Source organism: Prevotella sp. MA2016 (genome assembly GCF_000619825.1).
Lineage (GTDB): Bacteria > Bacteroidota > Bacteroidia > Bacteroidales > Bacteroidaceae > Prevotella.
Window position 1 is genome coordinate 21361 of sequence record NZ_JHUW01000011.1, and the last position, 16154, is coordinate 37514.

The 16154-nt window shown below is 48.0% G+C and carries 16 protein-coding genes and 1 other RNA gene; 14 read left to right on the forward strand and 3 right to left on the reverse strand.

Annotated features, from left to right (window positions below):
* The first annotated feature begins 47 nt into the window (after positions 1-47).
* The 4 genes from T360_RS0108785 (at position 48) to T360_RS0108800 (ending at position 2491) form a co-directional block, all read left to right on the forward strand.
* Entirely contained in the window at positions 48-1145 is a 1098-nt protein-coding gene (locus T360_RS0108785) for an SPOR domain-containing protein (protein ID WP_051523480.1), read from the forward strand.
* The gene (locus T360_RS0108790; RefSeq protein WP_028912453.1) at positions 1145-1687 is read left to right on the forward strand and encodes an FHA domain-containing protein; all 543 of its coding nucleotides are present in this window, start codon (positions 1145-1147) and stop codon (positions 1685-1687) included. Before T360_RS0108785 ends, T360_RS0108790 begins: the two co-directional genes overlap by 1 nt.
* Before the next feature lie 135 nt (positions 1688-1822).
* Entirely contained in the window at positions 1823-2227 is a 405-nt protein-coding gene (locus T360_RS0108795) for a ferritin family protein (protein ID WP_028912454.1), read from the forward strand.
* A 3-nt stretch (positions 2228-2230) separates the two neighbouring features.
* Complete coding sequence (locus T360_RS0108800) at positions 2231-2491, forward strand: hypothetical protein (protein WP_028912455.1); 261 nt, start codon at positions 2231-2233, stop codon at positions 2489-2491.
* Between the two features lie 31 nt (positions 2492-2522).
* On the opposite strand, the gene T360_RS16370 is transcribed toward T360_RS0108800, so the two are convergent.
* Positions 2523-2708, reverse strand: a complete 186-nt coding sequence (locus T360_RS16370) for a hypothetical protein (RefSeq protein ID WP_197019294.1) — start codon at positions 2706-2708, stop codon at positions 2523-2525.
* 23 nt (positions 2709-2731) lie between these two features.
* A complete protein-coding gene (locus T360_RS0108810; protein WP_036929302.1) occupies positions 2732-3403 on the reverse strand; it encodes an alpha/beta hydrolase-fold protein in 672 nt (223 codons plus the stop codon).
* Between the two features lie 111 nt (positions 3404-3514).
* Here T360_RS0108810 and T360_RS0108815 point away from each other — a divergent pair, with 111 nt between their 5' ends.
* A complete protein-coding gene (locus T360_RS0108815; RefSeq protein ID WP_028912458.1) occupies positions 3515-6142 on the forward strand; it encodes a glycoside hydrolase family 3 protein in 2628 nt (875 codons plus the stop codon).
* Between the two features lie 173 nt (positions 6143-6315).
* Here T360_RS0108815 and ssrA read toward each other — a convergent pair.
* Positions 6316-6715: a transfer-messenger RNA gene (gene ssrA, locus T360_RS16000) on the reverse strand.
* A gap of 177 nt (positions 6716-6892) precedes the next feature.
* On the opposite strand from ssrA, the gene T360_RS0108825 reads away from it, so the two are divergent.
* The 9 genes from T360_RS0108825 (at position 6893) to T360_RS0108865 (ending at position 16153) form a co-directional block, all read left to right on the forward strand.
* A complete protein-coding gene (locus T360_RS0108825) occupies positions 6893-7693 on the forward strand; it encodes a polysaccharide biosynthesis/export family protein (protein ID WP_028912460.1) in 801 nt (266 codons plus the stop codon).
* A 2-nt stretch (positions 7694-7695) separates the two neighbouring features.
* Positions 7696-8577 (forward strand): hypothetical protein, encoded by an 882-nt coding sequence (locus tag T360_RS15010; RefSeq protein WP_051523482.1) that lies wholly within the window; start codon positions 7696-7698, stop codon positions 8575-8577.
* Between the two features lie 18 nt (positions 8578-8595).
* On the forward strand, positions 8596-10146 hold the full coding sequence (locus T360_RS0108835) for a Wzz/FepE/Etk N-terminal domain-containing protein (protein WP_028912461.1): 1551 nt from the start codon (positions 8596-8598) through the stop codon (positions 10144-10146).
* Positions 10147-10162: 16 nt separating this feature from the next.
* Complete coding sequence (locus tag T360_RS0108840) at positions 10163-11413, forward strand: O-antigen polymerase (protein WP_081772758.1); 1251 nt, start codon at positions 10163-10165, stop codon at positions 11411-11413.
* Entirely contained in the window at positions 11407-12687 is a 1281-nt protein-coding gene (locus T360_RS0108845; RefSeq protein ID WP_028912463.1) for a lipopolysaccharide biosynthesis protein, read from the forward strand. Before T360_RS0108840 ends, T360_RS0108845 begins: the two co-directional genes overlap by 7 nt.
* Positions 12688-12782: 95 nt before the next feature.
* Positions 12783-13805 carry a glycosyltransferase family 2 protein gene (locus T360_RS0108850; RefSeq protein ID WP_028912464.1) on the forward strand — a complete coding sequence of 341 codons (1023 nt, stop codon included), beginning with the start codon at positions 12783-12785 and terminating at the stop codon, positions 13803-13805.
* A 1-nt stretch (position 13806) separates the two neighbouring features.
* Entirely contained in the window at positions 13807-15000 is a 1194-nt protein-coding gene (locus T360_RS0108855) for a DegT/DnrJ/EryC1/StrS aminotransferase family protein (RefSeq protein ID WP_028912465.1), read from the forward strand.
* Positions 14997-15584, forward strand: a complete 588-nt coding sequence (locus T360_RS0108860) for a sugar transferase (protein ID WP_028912466.1) — start codon at positions 14997-14999, stop codon at positions 15582-15584. The genes T360_RS0108855 and T360_RS0108860 overlap by 4 nt, the downstream gene beginning before the upstream one ends.
* Positions 15581-16153: a sugar transferase gene (locus T360_RS0108865; protein WP_028912467.1), complete on the forward strand. Its 573-nt coding sequence runs from the start codon at positions 15581-15583 to the stop codon at positions 16151-16153. Before T360_RS0108860 ends, T360_RS0108865 begins: the two co-directional genes overlap by 4 nt.
* Position 16154: the final 1 nt, after the last annotated feature.

Below are 16154 nucleotides of genomic sequence, written 5' to 3' on the forward strand. Positions count from 1 at the left end.
GTTTCTTTTATTTGTTTATGTCGATTTTTTGCAGTAATTTTGCAGCCGTGATTGAATTAGATAGACATATTGAAATACTGTTGCTTCACAATGACTGCGTGATTGTGCCCAATCTGGGTGGCTTCATGGCGCACCATATTGAAGCAAGATACGAGGAAGACGAACAAGCTTTCCTCCCCCCTCTCCGTACATTAGGATTTAACCCTCAACTCAAGATAAACGATTCGTTGCTGGCCCAGTCGTATATTGAAGCTTACGACATCAGCTACCCCGAGGCCATTCAGCGCATTGAGGACGAAGTGAACGAGCTGACACAGCACCTGCAGAACGAAGGCAGATACGAGCTTAATAATATAGGAATATTAGAGCTGAACGAGGATGGCAACTATGTGTTTACTCCTTGCGAGGCTGGTATCCTTACACCAAGCCTGTATGGTCTGAACTCGTTCGAGATGCCGCTGATAAAGGTTGCCACCCAGCCTGAGGTTGAAGAGGCGCCTGCAGCCAAGGTTGTAGAGATGAAGCCCGAACCCAAGGTTGAATCAGAGGTGAACAGCGTTCTGCAGCAGAATCTGGTTGACATCAGCGAGGACGACACCGATGTGGTTCGCATCAAATTCTCATGGATTCGCAATGCTGTAGCCGTAGCCGCCATCCTGCTGGCTGTGTTCTTTGTAGCCATGCCTACAGGCAAGACCGAGCTCATGAGGAGCACCATCAACAACCTGAACAACCAGCTGTTGCTTGGCATGATGACCTCACAAGACACCAATACCAGCGCTATTGCTTTTAAGCGCAAGGATGTGCATAACGCCGACTCTACCAAGCCAGAGGCTATTCGCGACAGCATCAAACCAGAGAAGCCTGCCGAGATAGTGAAGCCAGTGGCTCTGAAGCCGGCAGCTCACGAGGGCTATTGCATCGTGCTGGCCAGTCATGTCAACAAGAAGAATGCAGAGATTTTTATCGACAAACTATCAGAGCGCGGTTACAAGGGCGCTGAGATATATGTACACAACAATGTAACCCGCATCGTGTACGGCCAATTTGACAACCAGGCAGATGCTTACAAGCAGCTCCAGAAAATTACCAAGGAAGATGATCTGGCCGAGTCGTGGGTTTACAAATATAACGAGAAGCACTAATGAAAAGAGTACGCTGCCCCAAATGTGAACAGTATATCACTTTCGACGAGACCAAGTACGAGGCTGGTCAGTCGTTAGTATTCAAGTGCCCCGACTGCGGCAAGGAGTTTGGCATCCGAATCGGTGTGAGCAAACTGCGTGAGACACAAAAAGAGGAAAACAAAACTCTCAACTCTCAACTCTCAACTCTCAACTCAGAATGCGGCTCTATCGTAGTTATCGAAAACGTATTCCATTACAAACAGGTTATCCCCCTCCGCATGGGTGATAACGTGATAGGTCGTTATCAGAAAGGCAATCCTGCCAACACCGCTTTTGAGACTGTAGATCCCAGTGTAGATTTGAACCACTGCACCATCACCGTCAGTCGCGACAAGAAAGGCGGCCTGCGCTACACCCTGAAAGATAACAACAGCAATACCGGCACCTTTATTGATAACGTAGAGCTCACTCCTAAAGAGCGCCGTGTTATCACCGATGGTACCCTCTTCACCCTCGGCGCCACCAGCATCATTCTGCGTACGTCTGCCGAAGAAGATTAAATCTTAATCCGTGCAATTCCGAGATACAACATATCGCATGCGATTTATTGTTAAACATCTTTAAAGTTGCTCTTTAATCGCTTGCGATATAAGGTTTTCTAAGTACCTTTGCATCCGCATAACAAAAATAACAATATGATTTACGGACTTACAAAAGGAACAGATTTTGAGAAATTATGCGACGGTGCCGCTAAGGCTGAAGCCGCAGGAGTGATGACCTATTATGCGCTGGCCCGCATGGCCAAGGAGCAGGGTTATCCAGAAGAGGTATCCAACACATTTATCGAAATGGCCAATCAGGAGGCAGTACATGCTGGATTCTATGCCACCCTCATTGGCAAGTATAACGCCGATATCTGGAAGATAGCAGAGAATTTTGCTGCAGGTGAGGAGAAAGGCGAAGAGCAGGTAAACCAGTTTGCACAAGCATTCCGTGCAGCCGGTCTGAATGAGGCTGCCGACGAGATGGAGATCTTTGCCAAGCAAGAAGGTCATCACGGATCTACCCTGCGCGCCCTGATTGAAAAATACGGAAAATAGCATATGAAAGAAACGGTGACACAGAAGTTCAGAAAACTCAAACAGTGGTTGCAATCGCTGTCGTTTCGTACAGGTGTCATCGTACTGCTCAGTTGCATACCGTTCTACATCATGTCCTTTGCCCAGATGCTATTACCCATCAGCGTCACGGCAAAGGGCATTTTATGGACCATCCTATTCGGCCTGGCCAAAACCTGCCAATACGGCGGCCTAACCATACTAGGCGTAGAAGGCTATAAACGCCTCATCCACCGCAAGAAATAAAACAACTTTTTCTTAGCCAGCTAGAAAGTTTTTACACATCTTTCCCACACAACGAGCATTGCATAAAATTCTTATTCTTAACGAAATAGTCCCTCAATGCTGGAGCAAGATCGATATCTCCAGTAGCTCCCTCTTCAAGAAGCTGATTAATTCGCATCTGAATAAACGTCTCGATTTTATCCTCTGTCAATTTTTGATAAATAATGAGTGGTTTCATGATTGTTCTATTTATATGATTCACTATACTATGTTGTTCAATACCCAAGCAAAACCTTTCGCCGTTCTCTTTTCAGAATCGACAAAGTGATTGCCTACGTTCCATTCAAGTGTTGTGTTTACCTTTTGTCCATTCAACAGCTCATGCTGTTTGCGGATAGCATTGCCTACCTGCGCCATTACTTGATTCTTGGCCTTCTCCTCCTTGTCGCCAAGACTGAGATAGACGGACTGTGCAAGTGGTCTCTTTTCTGCAGCATAATCAATCCACTGAGGATACCACACAGATGGAGAGGCTGCTACAATACCTTCAAATTGGTCCGTCTGATACCCTGTCCATAAGGCGAACAGTCCAGCAAGGGAATAACCACCAAGTATGAGGTGAGGAATGTCACCTTTAACCTCCGGCAGCAGCTGACTTGTGACGAACTCCAACGTCTTTTCTGCTCCATTACCAAAGGGAATTTTTCCAAACACAGGAGGGGCAGCCCAGGGAGTCAGTTCCTGATTCCAGTCCTCTATCATAAAAGCCACAAGTGAAAAGGGCTTATCGGATAGGTTCCTGATTGCTTCAACTTCCTGTTCCAATACTTCCAAATCATGCTCATCAATCGGCTGAATCAGCAGATGCGTGGCTGCTTCATCCCGATAAAGGAAGCAACCTCTTCCGTTTAAGGATATTTCATTCTTAGTCATTTTACTAAACTATTCCAAATTTGTTGCAAATATACGAAAAATCAGAGAATTATGAGTAACGTTTCAAATGATTTTTTGTACCTTTGCAGCATATTACTCTATTTTTAAAACATGAAGAAATCTTTTATTATAGCCCTAGGACTGAGTTTAACAACCTCAATCCTCAATGCACAGGCACTCCTGCCATATCAGGATGCTAAATTGAGTGCTACAGAGCGTGCTAACGACCTATTGAAACGTCTGACCTTGGAAGAGAAGGTTGGACTGATGATGGACCAGTCAAAACCAGTGGCACGCCTTGGTGTAAAACCTTATCAATGGTGGAATGAAGCGCTGCATGGTGTTGCCCGAAATGGTGTAGCCACAATGTTTCCTCAGGCCATTGGTCTGGCTGCGACGTTTGATACTAATCTGGTACAAGAGTGTTTCGATATTGCGAGTACTGAGGCTCGCGTGAAGAACCGTCTGGCACGTGAAGAGAGCAAGGACAACATCCGTCGCTATCAGGGTCTCACATTCTGGACTCCTAACGTAAACATCTTCCGTGATCCACGTTGGGGACGCGGTCAGGAGACCTATGGTGAGGACCCTTATCTCACAAGTCGTATGGGCGTTGCTGTTGTCAATGGTCTTCAAGGACCTGACGGCAACAAGACTCATGCCTGTGCCAAGCATTATGCCGTCCATAGCGGACCAGAATGGAACCGCCACGTATTCAATGCAGATAATATATCATTTCGCGACTTGTGGGAAACCTATCTGCCTGCCTTCAAGGCTCTCGTCACAGAGGCTAAGGTAAAGGAGGTGATGTGTGCCTACAACCGTTATGAGAATGAGCCATGCTGCGGATCAAGTCGCCTGCTCACACAGATTCTGCGCAACGACTGGGGCTTTGACGGACTTGTTACAAGTGACTGCTGGGCTATCAACGACTTTTACACCCCAGGTGCTCACATGACTGAGCCTGATACTATCCATGCAGATGCAAAGGCTGTATGGAGCGGTACTGACCTTGAGTGTGGTGGTTCTTACATCGAACTTCCAGAAGCTGTGCGCCAGGGACTCATCACCGAAAACCGTATCGACCAGTCAGTATTCCGTCTGCTCAAGGCTCGCTTCGAACTCGGCGAGATGGATGAAAAGACGCCATACGATGATATTCCTGCATCTGTCATAGCTTGTGCTGATCATAAGGCAAAGAGTCTGCAGGCTGCTCGCGAGGGTATCGTGCTTCTTAAGAACGACCGCTCTGCTGATGGCAAAAAAGCTCCATTGTTGCCACTGAATCCGCGTCAAACAATCGCAGTTGTAGGCCCTAATGCCAACGACAGTATCATGCTTTGGGGTAACTATAACGGTACTCCCGATGCCACCATTACCATTCTTGATGGAATCCGCAAGTATGTGAAGCCCAACAAGCTCATCTACTCTCAGGGTTGCGGTCTTGCACAAACCACCAGCTATAAAAGTTGGATGGGTGTTGGTCGTTCTGCTGGCGAACAAGGTTGGTATGCTGCCTATTACAACACCACCGACTTCAGCGGACCTGTAGCTGCTTACGGCCGTTACAAGAACCCTATGCAACTCTATACCTATGGAGGTACTACCTTCCGGGCTGGTGTGAATCTTGAGGACTTCTCAGCAATTTATAAGACAACCATCAACACCCCAGAAACAAGTAATATTGAGTTCGACATCAAAGCTGCATGTGCTAAGATTCAGTTGCTTGTGAATGGCAAAGTTGTCATGGAGGCTGAGGGACGTCTGGGTAGTCGTGAAAGCAAAGAGCCTGTATATGTTCTCTCAGCAGAGGCAGGTAAGACCTATGAACTTGAACTTCGCTATGTAGGTGGTAAGGGTATCAACGCATTGATGTTTGATATGGGTAACACTACTCATTTCAATGACGACCAGTTGCTCAAGCAGCTTCGTCCTGCTGATGTTGTAGTCTTTGTTGGTGGTATCTCTCCTGGACTTGAAGGTGAGGAGATGCCAGTACAGATTGAAGGTTTCAAGGGCGGCGACCGTACTGATATTCAGCTTCCACGTGTGCAGCGTGACCTCATTGCCAAGATTCATAAGGCAGGCAAGCGCATCGTATATATCAACTGCTCAGGATCTGCAATGGCTATGGTTCCTGAAGCAGAGAACTGTGATGCAATGATGCAGGTGTTCTATCCGGGCCAGATGGGGGGTCAGGCAGTAGCTGAGACACTCTTTGGCGACTACAATCCCTCAGGTCGTCTGCCTATCACTTTCTATAAGGATACACTTCAGATGCCAGATTTCCTTGATTACAGCATGAAGGGGCGTACATATCGCTATATGAAAGAGAAGCCTCAGTTCTGCTTCGGTCATGGACTCTCTTACACAACCTTCTCTTATGGAGATGCACAACTTGTTCCTGCTTCATACACAGCAGATGGCAAAATGACAAAGGAGAAGATCATCATCCCAGTTACCAATACAGGTTCACGTGATGGCGCAGAGGTTGTCCAGCTCTATGTTCAGCGTCCGGATGACAGTGAAGGTCCTGTGAAGACGCTTCGTGGTTTCAAGCGTGTGAATATAGCCAAGGGTGAAACCGTAAATGTGGAATTGGATATCGATGATGATACTTTCACATGGTATGATAGTCGCACAGGATGTATGATGGCTTTAAGTGGTCGTTACAACATTCTTTACGGCGGTTCATCAGATGATAGCAGCCTTAAGACTCTTGAGGTTACAAGACCTTAATGGACCCACAATCAGGAGGCATCTTGTAAAAACAGCAACAGGCAGCACCCCAGTCGTGGATGCTGCCTGTTTTTTGTTTTATCACGTTAGTGGAGCTGGAGGGGAGTCGTAATCGACGTAGTCGCTTCGCATGCGAAGAACCCTCACGAGGGTGAGGCCCCTCTGGCGTAACATAGTGGAGCTGGAGGGAGTCGAACCCTCGTCCGCACAAGGAAACCATACGCTTTCTACACGCTTATCTTGGCCTTCATTTTCGAGCTGCGGCAAGACCCAAGCCACCAACCGCAACCTTATCTCCTAAAACTTCATTCGTGCATCGGAGCCTACACAAACTATTTCCGATTTAACCTGCGCCACTTGATCTTTGGATTCGGAACAACATCCTCGGAGCGGCGTCTCGTTCTCTCACCTTGTAAGAGAATAAAGCCAGTAATCTACTGTACTTCGATTAGGCAGCGAGAGCGTACTTTGTTTCGCCAATTAAATTTTTCTTGATTCAGATTATGGAGGGACCCAAGAAGCCTCCGCGTGCTTACGTACCATTTCATCTCGCCGTCAAATCCAGTCAACCCCAAGATGCAAATAGTCGTAGAAACGAACTGTTCGCTAACAATTTCGGCTGCAAAGATAGCACTTTTTCTGCTACAAACCATGTTTTTAAGCAAAAATTTAGTATTTTTGTAGCCGATTTCTATAATAACAAGACAGAAAAGACGTTTTTTATATAGTATAAAATAACAATCAGACAAAATGAAAATAAGTCACTTAATCATAGCAGCATGTGCAGCAGTTATGCTCACATCGTGTTTCACACCAAAAACTGTAGCCTACTTTCCTGAACTTGAAAACGGGAAGACTCTGGCGCTAAACGAGGCTCAAAGCATCGTACTGAAACCTACCGACAAACTCTCGATTGTGGTAAACACCAAGTCGGCAGAACTGAACAACGTGCTGAACATGCCTGTCACATCGCAAATCATCGGCTACGGCGAGGTGCAGTCGGTAAACCAGAGCAGAGCCACATCGGGCTACACCATCGACAAGGATGGCTATATCGAGTTTCCATTGATAGGACGGACCAAAGCTGCCGGACTGACACGCGCTGAACTGGCCAAGCATCTGAAACAAACCATGGAGGAGATGAATGTGGCCAAGGATGCTGTGGTGACAGTGGAATACCTGAACCTGGGATTCTCGGTTATCGGTGAGGTTAACTCACCAGGCTTCTACCCCATCGAGAACGACCGCACTACGCTGATACAGGCACTGAGCCGTGCTGGCGACATGACTATCTATGGCGACCGAAACAAAGTGAAAGTGCTGCGCATGAATGCTCAAGGGCAGCAGGACACTTACGTACTGAGCATGCTCGACGCTGAAGCCTTGACCAAGTCGCCTGCCTATTTCGTAGAGCAGAACGATGTGATCTACGTTCAGCCCAACAACTATCGCAAGCGTCAATCATCTAACAGTTCCGACATCACCAACGGATCGTTCTGGCTCTCGATAATATCTGTTCTTACTACCATCGCCGTACTGGTATTTAAGTAATCATGTCGTATCTAAGCAATAAGATAGCTATTGTGAAGGGCGTTTTCATGGGGAATCTCATGAAACTGAAGGTGATGTATGATATCCGCCTGCGCAAGTCCATCCATGTTTCGCCCCAACAAGACGCATCGGTGGTGGTATCGCTCACCAGCTATGGCAGCAGGGTTAGGAGCAGCGTGGTATATACCATCCACTCGCTGATACGACAGAGCATACGCCCTGAACGCATCGTGCTATGGCTAGACCAGCAAACGTATAACGACAAAAATCTGCCGAGCCAACTGCGATTACTTCGCAACTACGGCTTAGAGGTGCGCTATGCCAAAGACCTGAGGTCGTACACCAAGATTATTCACGCCCTGACGGCTTTTCCTGATAAGCATATCATTACCGTTGACGACGACGTGTATTACGGCAAGACGCTGGTTGAGAAGCTTATCAAGGCCCACAAACAGCATCCACAGGCCATCATCACCAGCTATGCCAAGGTGCCTACAACCGACAGGCGCAACCAGCTGGAGCCCTACACCAAATGGCCCGAATACTATCATGCCACAGCCGGCTGGCACTACGACAGCTACAGACTGCTGCCGCTTGGCGTTGGCGGGGTGCTCTATCCTAGCGGCATGTTCGACGAAGAAGTTAAAAACGAGTCGGTATTCACCCGGCTCTGTCCGAAAGCCGACGACATCTGGCTCTATGTGATGGGGCTGCGCTGCCAAGCCGAGAAACGAATACTCACCGACGCACGCATCACTTATTATCATACCGACCTGCTGCGCCAGTGCATGACCCGCGACCGGCTGACGAATGCAAACCGCCTGGGAGGCGAGAACGACACGCAACTGCAGGCGCTGTTAGCACATTATAATATAACACTTTAAAATCAACATCCACAGCATATGAAAGAAACATTTTCACTCAGCGATTTTATCCGAGTAAGCCTCAACAAATGGAAATGGTATGCCACATCGGTGGCCGTATTCCTACTGCTGGCCATAGCCTATCTGGTGATTACACCACCCAAATACACTCGCCAGGCACAGGTGCTGGTGAGAGACGAAGGCGGCATGAGCGGCATCATGGGACAGTTGGGCGGATTGGCCGAACTGGGCGGCATCATCGGCTTCGGATCGTCGAACGTGTACAACGAGCTCTATGCCATGCAGTCGCCCTGGCTGCTACTCAACGTGGTAAACCAGCTGCACCTGGATATGACCTATACCATCAAAGGCATCCGCAACAAGGATCTCTATGCCGAGCAGCTGCCCGTCAGCGTCAGCTTTAAGCATCTCTCCGATGAGGATGACATCAGCCTGAAGCTCGACCTAAGCAAGAATGGCGATTTCAAGATATACAAAATAAAAAAGAACGACGATAAGTACAGCGACGAGTTGAATGGACACGTGGGCAGCACCGTCAAGAGTAGCATTGGCGACATCGAGGTGAAGGCTACACCCTATCTGAGCAGACTGACTGACAACGAGATAACCATCACCGTGAAACGAACGGAGCCAATGGCTGTGGTGGACAGACTGAAGAAGAAAGCCATCACTATGGCTGTGAGCAGTCGCGATGCTTCTATCATCGACATCAAATGCAAGGATGTGTCGAAACAGCGAGCCACTGATATCATCAACACCATCATTGCCGAATATCGCCAGGAGGCAGATGCCGACAAAGATGCACAGACAGCCGTTTCGGAGCGCTATATCGTGGAGCGACTGGCTGCTCTGGAGAGCAACCTAAAAACGCTGGACGACCGCGTGGCCGACTATAAGAGCAAGACCATGATGCCCGACCTGGAAGTGATGGCCAAGGTATATGCCGAGGGCGCCAAGGACATCTCGACAGCCCACATGGAGTTGAGCAACCAACTGTATGTGACCCAAGCTATACGCGACTACCTGCGCGACGAGTCGAAGAAAGACGAACTGCTGCCAGCGCTGCTCATTACAGACAATAAAGGACTGGCCGAACAGGTGGGAGAATACAATAAACTGCAGCTGCAGCGCAATAAAATCATTGCCAGCTCAAGCCAGCATAGTCCGCTGGTCAAGGATATCGACAAGCAACTGGATGCCATGCACCATGCTGTGCTCTCATCTGCTGAAAACGCCATCAAGCAGCTTCAGCTGCAGATTAAGAGTGTAAGTGCCAAGGAGAGCGAAGGCAAGCAGATGCTGGCATCGGCACCCAAGAAAGCGATAGGCGGACTGCAGGACGAACGCGACTGGAAAGTGCTGAACGAGGTTTACGTTTTCCTGCTGCAGAAGCGCGAGGAGGCTCAGATGGCCAAAGCCCTCAAATCGGATATCCGCGTGCTGACGCCACCACTGGGTGTTAAGAAGCAAACATCGCCTGTCAAGGCAAGTGTACTGCTAGGTGCGCTGCTCTTCGGACTGTTTGTACCTGCCTGCACCATTTTAATAAGAGAACGCAACAAGCGATAAGCATTTCTTTCGCCACATGGTTTACCTGTTCAGTGTATTAATCGTCATAGTACTTCTGATATCGTGGAGGTATATCCTCAGGCTTGAGCCTGCGGGCATCTTTGCCGCGATGTGGGTATGCTTTGGCGTGTTAACCCTACTGCTACAGCATTATATCGACCTGCGTTTCGATGGGTGCGTGTTTGTGATGGCAGGTGTGGCCTTCTTTGTGGCGGGCACCTTCTTCAGCGACACTTTCTACCAACCAACTGCTACGGACATACAGATACAATTCAAGCAGCAATGGGTAACACCATTACTGCTCGTCATGCTGATAGCTGCTATGGTTACCCCACTCTACTCTATCGTGCTGCACGGTTTTAGTTTGCGGGCATTGCTGGATATGCGCGAGATTCTGGAAATGAACAAAGACATATCGAGCGACCGCTATGCTGGTGCCGAAGCTTACAACGTGGTGAGCCAGTTTTTCCTCATCTTCTCGTATGCAGCCCCAGCCATCGGTGGATTCTGCTTCCGACTTGTGGGCAGATGGCAGAAGGTGCTCTGTATCATCACACTGATTCCTTGTACCTTTATCGCCCTTACTCAATCGCTCAAGATGGGTATGATAGCATCGTTCATACTGTTTTTTGCCAGCTATATCGTGTGTTCATACACCTATGGACTCCCTATCCGTATAAAAGGCAAAATCATACTGCGATTCGTGCTGATAGTGGCAGGATTCTTGTTAACGCTCTTTATATCGATGGTGTTTCGTACGGGTGAAGTGAGCGAGAAAACCATCTGGGAAATAGGCGAGAAATTCATCACCTACACCATCGGTCACATGCACAACGTGGATTTCTGGTACACATCGTATATACCCACCGAACTGACGTGGGGCAGCAAGACTTTTATGGGCGTTTCAAACCTGTTGGGACTTGAAGATCGCGTACAGGGCATCTATCAGGAATACAACAACATCGGCAAGAACGGATTCTTCGGCATATCAAACACTTTCACTATATTCCGACCGCTGGTTGAGGATTACGGTGAAGCTGGAGCCATGGTGGTGATGTTTGCGATGGGCGTAATAGCCAATATGGCGGTAAAAGCCCTGAAGGCGCATCGCCTAGTGATGCTCAACCAAGTGGTGCTGATAGCTCTCTATGCATTTCTGATGTGGTCGTTCTCGGCCTCATTCTATGCCTATACCACCTATCTAGCCATGTTTGCCTTGGTATTCATGCTGCTATATCTGCTACAAAGAAAGGAGCCGGCATGCTGAAAGAAATCAAAGAGAAGCTCCATTCGGGCATGGGACGAGACATCGTATGGACGTTTGCCATCCAGATGCTTATCATGCTCTGTTCGTTTGCCATCAACAAACTGTTGGCCAACCGACTAAGCATCGACGAGTTCGGCCAATACAACGTTATCAAGCGCTCGGTTCAGGTACTGTCGTTTGTCATGCTGGCTGGCATTGGCATCGCCTTGCCACGCTATATCCCCATCTACCGCAATAGCAACCCGCCACGTCCTGTAGCACCTCTGCTTTCGGCAGCATTCATATATATGATAGGTATCTCGGTGGCTGTAGTTGCCATCTGCCTACTATTCTCACCGCAGATGCAACCTGTGATTACAGGCCAGAGCAACAACAGCAGTCTGCTACTTATAGCCCTAAGCTACGCCTTCATACTGGCGATGGCACAATACGTGTTTGCCTACTATCGCGGTATGGGCAGGTTTATGTGGTATAACAGCACCCAACTAGCCATGCAGCTAGCCATCATCATGCCGCTGATAGTACTGCCCATACTCACCGTAGGCAATGTGTTTGGGTCGTGGCTCATCATCACGGTATTGCTCGTGGCTTACCTGATGGGCAGAGAGCTATGGAAGTATGCAAACACCAGCTGTCAGCCTCATCCATGCTCACATCTGAGCACCCATCTCACCACCATCGTCAAATATGCTTCAGGCCGACTGATTGCTGATTTCTTTCAGTTCTCGCTGGCCGCATTCCCACTCATCTATATCAGCAACACCCAAGGACTGCAGGCCACGGCCTACTTCGCGGTTGGCATCACCTTTATCACCATGATCATCCCCCTGTTCTCGTTCCTGGGTATCATCCTACTGCCCTATATCTCGCAAGCTATCGCACGCCACGAGATGACTGCTGCCAACCGACTTGTCAATCGTTTGTCATTACTATATGCGCTAGCTGCTATCTGCTTCATCGCTATACTCTGGCTGTTCACAGATTTCCTGACAGCGCTGCTGTTTTCGAACGACTACGTGGTGACAAGCCAGCTTACAAGGATTATGATTCTGGCCATACTGCCACAAGCAGCCTATATGCTGTTTCGCAACACCATCGATGCCGTGAGCGTAGTGCCCTATAATGCCATTATCCTAGGCATTTGTTTAGCTGTTATGGTGGCAGGCTTCATGCTATCCGTCAGCCCCGTCCACTTTGCCTGGGCCTACGTAGCCGTTTCGGCCCTTCAAGGATTACTCTCATGGGGTACATGGATGATAGTGCGAAAGAAATAAGCTGATAGCTTAATATTCAATAATAATTTGCAGATAATTGAAAAAATAGTTGTAACTTTGCACACTGATTTCGGAATTTCTGCGTTATTAAAGTAATGAACATTCATACAGTATCAATTATATGCCCCGTATTCAATGAAGAAAAATTCATTGAGGCATGTATCATATCCATTCTTGAGCAGGATTATCCCAAAGAGGCCATGGAGGTGATATTTGTTGACGGCAACAGTACTGATAGTAGCACCGACATCATACTACGATACACCAAGCAGTACAGTTTCCTGAAACTGATGAACAACCCAGAACGCATTGTGCCATACGCACTCAACAAGGGGCTGGCAGCAGCAACAGGCGAGGTGATTATGCGACTGGATGCACACTGCACCTACCCCACAAACTATATATCAGAGTTGGTGAGATACCTCTACCAGCTGAATGCCGATAATGTAGGTGGCGTGTGGAATACCCAGCCAGCCAAAGACACCCCCATCTGCCAGGCTATTGCCTTTGCATCAAGTCATCCTTTTGGCGTAGGTGCATCCATGCACAAAATCGGCGCCTCGAAAATCATGGAGACTGACACAGTGCCTTTCGGCTGCTACAAACGGGAAATATTTGAAAAGACAGGTCCGTTTGATACCGACTTGGTGAGAAATCAGGACGACGAGTTTAACGGACGACTGCTGAATCTGGGGGGAAAGATTTATCTGATACCCCAGGTTATCATCAACTATACGGCTCGCGACACAATCTGCAAGATGCGAAAGATGTATTATCAGTACGGACTCTACAAGCCTCTTGTTAACAAAAAGCTTGGTGCACCAGCTACTGTCAGACAGTTTTTCCCACTGCTATTCCTGCTCGGCCTCATCATCGGAGGAATCGGGAGCGCTTTCTGGCCCGTCGTACAGCATCTTTACACTACCGTCCTGCTGCTGTATCTCTTCATCGGCATTGTAGTAGGAAGCATGGGAGCCATCCGTACACATCAGCCCCTACTCACATTACTAATGCCGTATGTATTCTTCAACATCCATATGAGTTACGGCATAGGATACCTTGTGGGTATATACAACGTATTAGGTAAAAAAACAGCTCAAGTAAAACCAACCAGATAAAATGAAAATATCGTTTTCACCACCAGATATCACCGAACAAGAAGCGCAGGAAGTTGCAGCTGCACTACTCTCAGGCTGGATAACCACCGGCCCAAGAACCAAGGAGTTTGAAAAGCAGATAGCCCAGTTCTGCGAATCGAGAGTTGCTGTATGCCAAAGCAGCGCCACAGCTTGTCTCGAAGCCATATTGCGCATATTGGGGATAGGACCAGGCGACGAGGTTATCACTTCGGCCTACACTTATACTGCCACAGCTAGTCCGGTTTGTCATGTTGGCGCCAAACTCGTACTCGTAGATACCAAACCAGACTCTTACGAGATGGATTACGAGCAGCTGGCAGCGGCTATCACCGAACGCACCAAGGTTGTAATACCAGTAGATATAGGCGGTGTGCCTTGCGACTATACGGCAGTAAGTCGTGTGGTAGAAAGCAAACGCCACTTATTCAAGCCCAGCAACGAGCTGCAGGAAGCCATCGGGCGCGTTATTGTGGTTGACGATGCGGCTCATGCCTTTGGCGCTAGCTGGCACAACCAGAAGATTGGTAGCGTGAGCGATTTCACATCGTTCTCCTTTCATGCCGTAAAGAACTTCACCACTGCCGAAGGAGGTGCCCTGATGTGGCGACCCATTGAGGGCATCGACGACAACTGGCTCTACACCCAGTTCCAGTTGAACTCGCTGCACGGACAAAGCAAAGATGCACTGGCCAAGACAAAACTTGGTTCGTGGGAGTACGACGTGCTGACTCCGGCCTACAAAAGCAATATGACAGACCTGACAGCTGCCATCGGACTGGTACAGATGAAACGCTATCCTGCCATGCTGGCACGCCGAAAGGAGCTTATCACACATTACGACCAGGAACTGGCAGGACTGAATCTGCAGGTGCGTGATCACTACACTGCGGAGCACATCTCATCAGGCCATCTGTATCAGGTAAGACTGCTAGGCAAGGACGATAAGGTTCGTAATGAAGTGATTACAAAAATGGCAGAGCGTGGCATCACCTGTAACGTACACTTCAAGCCACTGCCCATGATGACTGCGTATAAAAACTTAGGATTCGACATCAACGACTATCCTAACGCATATCATCAGTTCATCAACGAAATAACACTTCCACTTTACACACGTCTTACTGACGAAGAAGTGGATTACATCATAAAAAACTTCAAAGACATCGTAAATTGATAAGACTATTAGATATCCTATTCTCACTCATCGGGCTTGTAGTGCTTTCGCCTGCTCTACTGCTCATCTATATTCTCATTATCTGTGAGAGTAAGGGAAACGGCTTTTACATACAAGAACGCATCGGGAAAAACGGCAAGCCGTTTGGCCTATACAAATTTCGCACCATGAGGATAGGTGCTGATACCAATGGACAACTGACCATTGGCAAGCGCGACAACCGTATAACCCGCGTGGGCTACTATCTCAGAAGGACCAAGATTGATGAACTGCCACAGCTGCTGAACGTACTGAAAGGCGACATGAGCCTAGTGGGCCCCAGACCTGAAGTGAGGAAATACGTTGACCTATATACTGACGAACAGCGCAAGGTATTAAACGTAAGACCAGGCATTACCGATTATGCCTCGATAGAGTATGTAAACGAGAGTGAACTGCTAGAAAAGGCTGACGACCCGGACCGTTTATATATCGATACCATCATGCCCGACAAAATCAAACTCAACATGAAGTATCTGGAACACTATACCGTTAGCGAATACTTCAGAATCATCTTCAAAACTTTTAAAAGTCTTGTAGCATGAAAAGAAGTATCGATACCTGTTTGGCACTTATCTGTCTGATACTGTTCTTGCCACTGTTCGCTCTCATATATGTGGCCATACGTATGGAAGACGGTGGACCTGCTTTCTTTAAACAGGAAAGAATAGGAAGAAACGGAAAGCCATTTAACATCCTGAAATTCAGGAGTTTAAAAACGAACACTGAACAAGAAGAATACGCGCTGCTAAAACACGAGCGCCACAACAACCTGACCCGTATTGGCAGGTTTCTGAGGGATCATCATCTGGACGAACTGCCACAGTTGTGGAACGTGCTGGTTGGCGACATGGCTTTTGTTGGACCACGCCCGGAAAGAAAATACTATATCGATATGATTATTGAGCGCGATAAACGCTATACACAACTGTATGCCCTGCGACCTGGTGTTACAAGCTATGCCACACTGCATAACGGATATACCGACACCATGGAGAAGATGCTGATCAGACTGCAAATGGATCTAGACTATCTGGAGCATCAGTCGTTATGGCTCGACACAAAGATTCTTGCTCAGACGTTTGTAGGCATTGTTTTCGGAAAAAAATTCTGAA

Excerpts from the sequence above, each read along its gene's own strand:
- T360_RS0108810 (WP_036929302.1), bottom strand. The coding sequence starts at position 3,403 with ATGACTAAGAATGAAATATCCTTAAACGGAAGAGGTTGCTTCCTTTAT.
- T360_RS0108840 (WP_081772758.1), top strand. The coding sequence starts at position 10,163 with ATGGTTTACCTGTTCAGTGTATTAATCGTCATAGTACTTCTGATATCG.
- T360_RS0108855 (WP_028912465.1), top strand. The coding sequence starts at position 13,807 with ATGAAAATATCGTTTTCACCACCAGATATCACCGAACAAGAAGCGCAG.
- T360_RS0108790 (WP_028912453.1), top strand. The coding sequence starts at position 1,145 with ATGAAAAGAGTACGCTGCCCCAAATGTGAACAGTATATCACTTTCGAC.
- T360_RS0108865 (WP_028912467.1), top strand. The coding sequence starts at position 15,581 with ATGAAAAGAAGTATCGATACCTGTTTGGCACTTATCTGTCTGATACTG.
- T360_RS0108850 (WP_028912464.1), top strand. The coding sequence starts at position 12,783 with ATGAACATTCATACAGTATCAATTATATGCCCCGTATTCAATGAAGAA.
- T360_RS16370 (WP_197019294.1), bottom strand. The coding sequence starts at position 2,708 with ATGAAACCACTCATTATTTATCAAAAATTGACAGAGGATAAAATCGAG.
- T360_RS0108845 (WP_028912463.1), top strand. The coding sequence starts at position 11,407 with ATGCTGAAAGAAATCAAAGAGAAGCTCCATTCGGGCATGGGACGAGAC.
- T360_RS0108815 (WP_028912458.1), top strand. The coding sequence starts at position 3,515 with ATGAAGAAATCTTTTATTATAGCCCTAGGACTGAGTTTAACAACCTCA.
- T360_RS0108825 (WP_028912460.1), top strand. The coding sequence starts at position 6,893 with ATGAAAATAAGTCACTTAATCATAGCAGCATGTGCAGCAGTTATGCTC.
- T360_RS0108835 (WP_028912461.1), top strand. The coding sequence starts at position 8,596 with ATGAAAGAAACATTTTCACTCAGCGATTTTATCCGAGTAAGCCTCAAC.
- T360_RS15010 (WP_051523482.1), top strand. The coding sequence starts at position 7,696 with ATGTCGTATCTAAGCAATAAGATAGCTATTGTGAAGGGCGTTTTCATG.
- T360_RS0108795 (WP_028912454.1), top strand. The coding sequence starts at position 1,823 with ATGATTTACGGACTTACAAAAGGAACAGATTTTGAGAAATTATGCGAC.
- T360_RS0108800 (WP_028912455.1), top strand. The coding sequence starts at position 2,231 with ATGAAAGAAACGGTGACACAGAAGTTCAGAAAACTCAAACAGTGGTTG.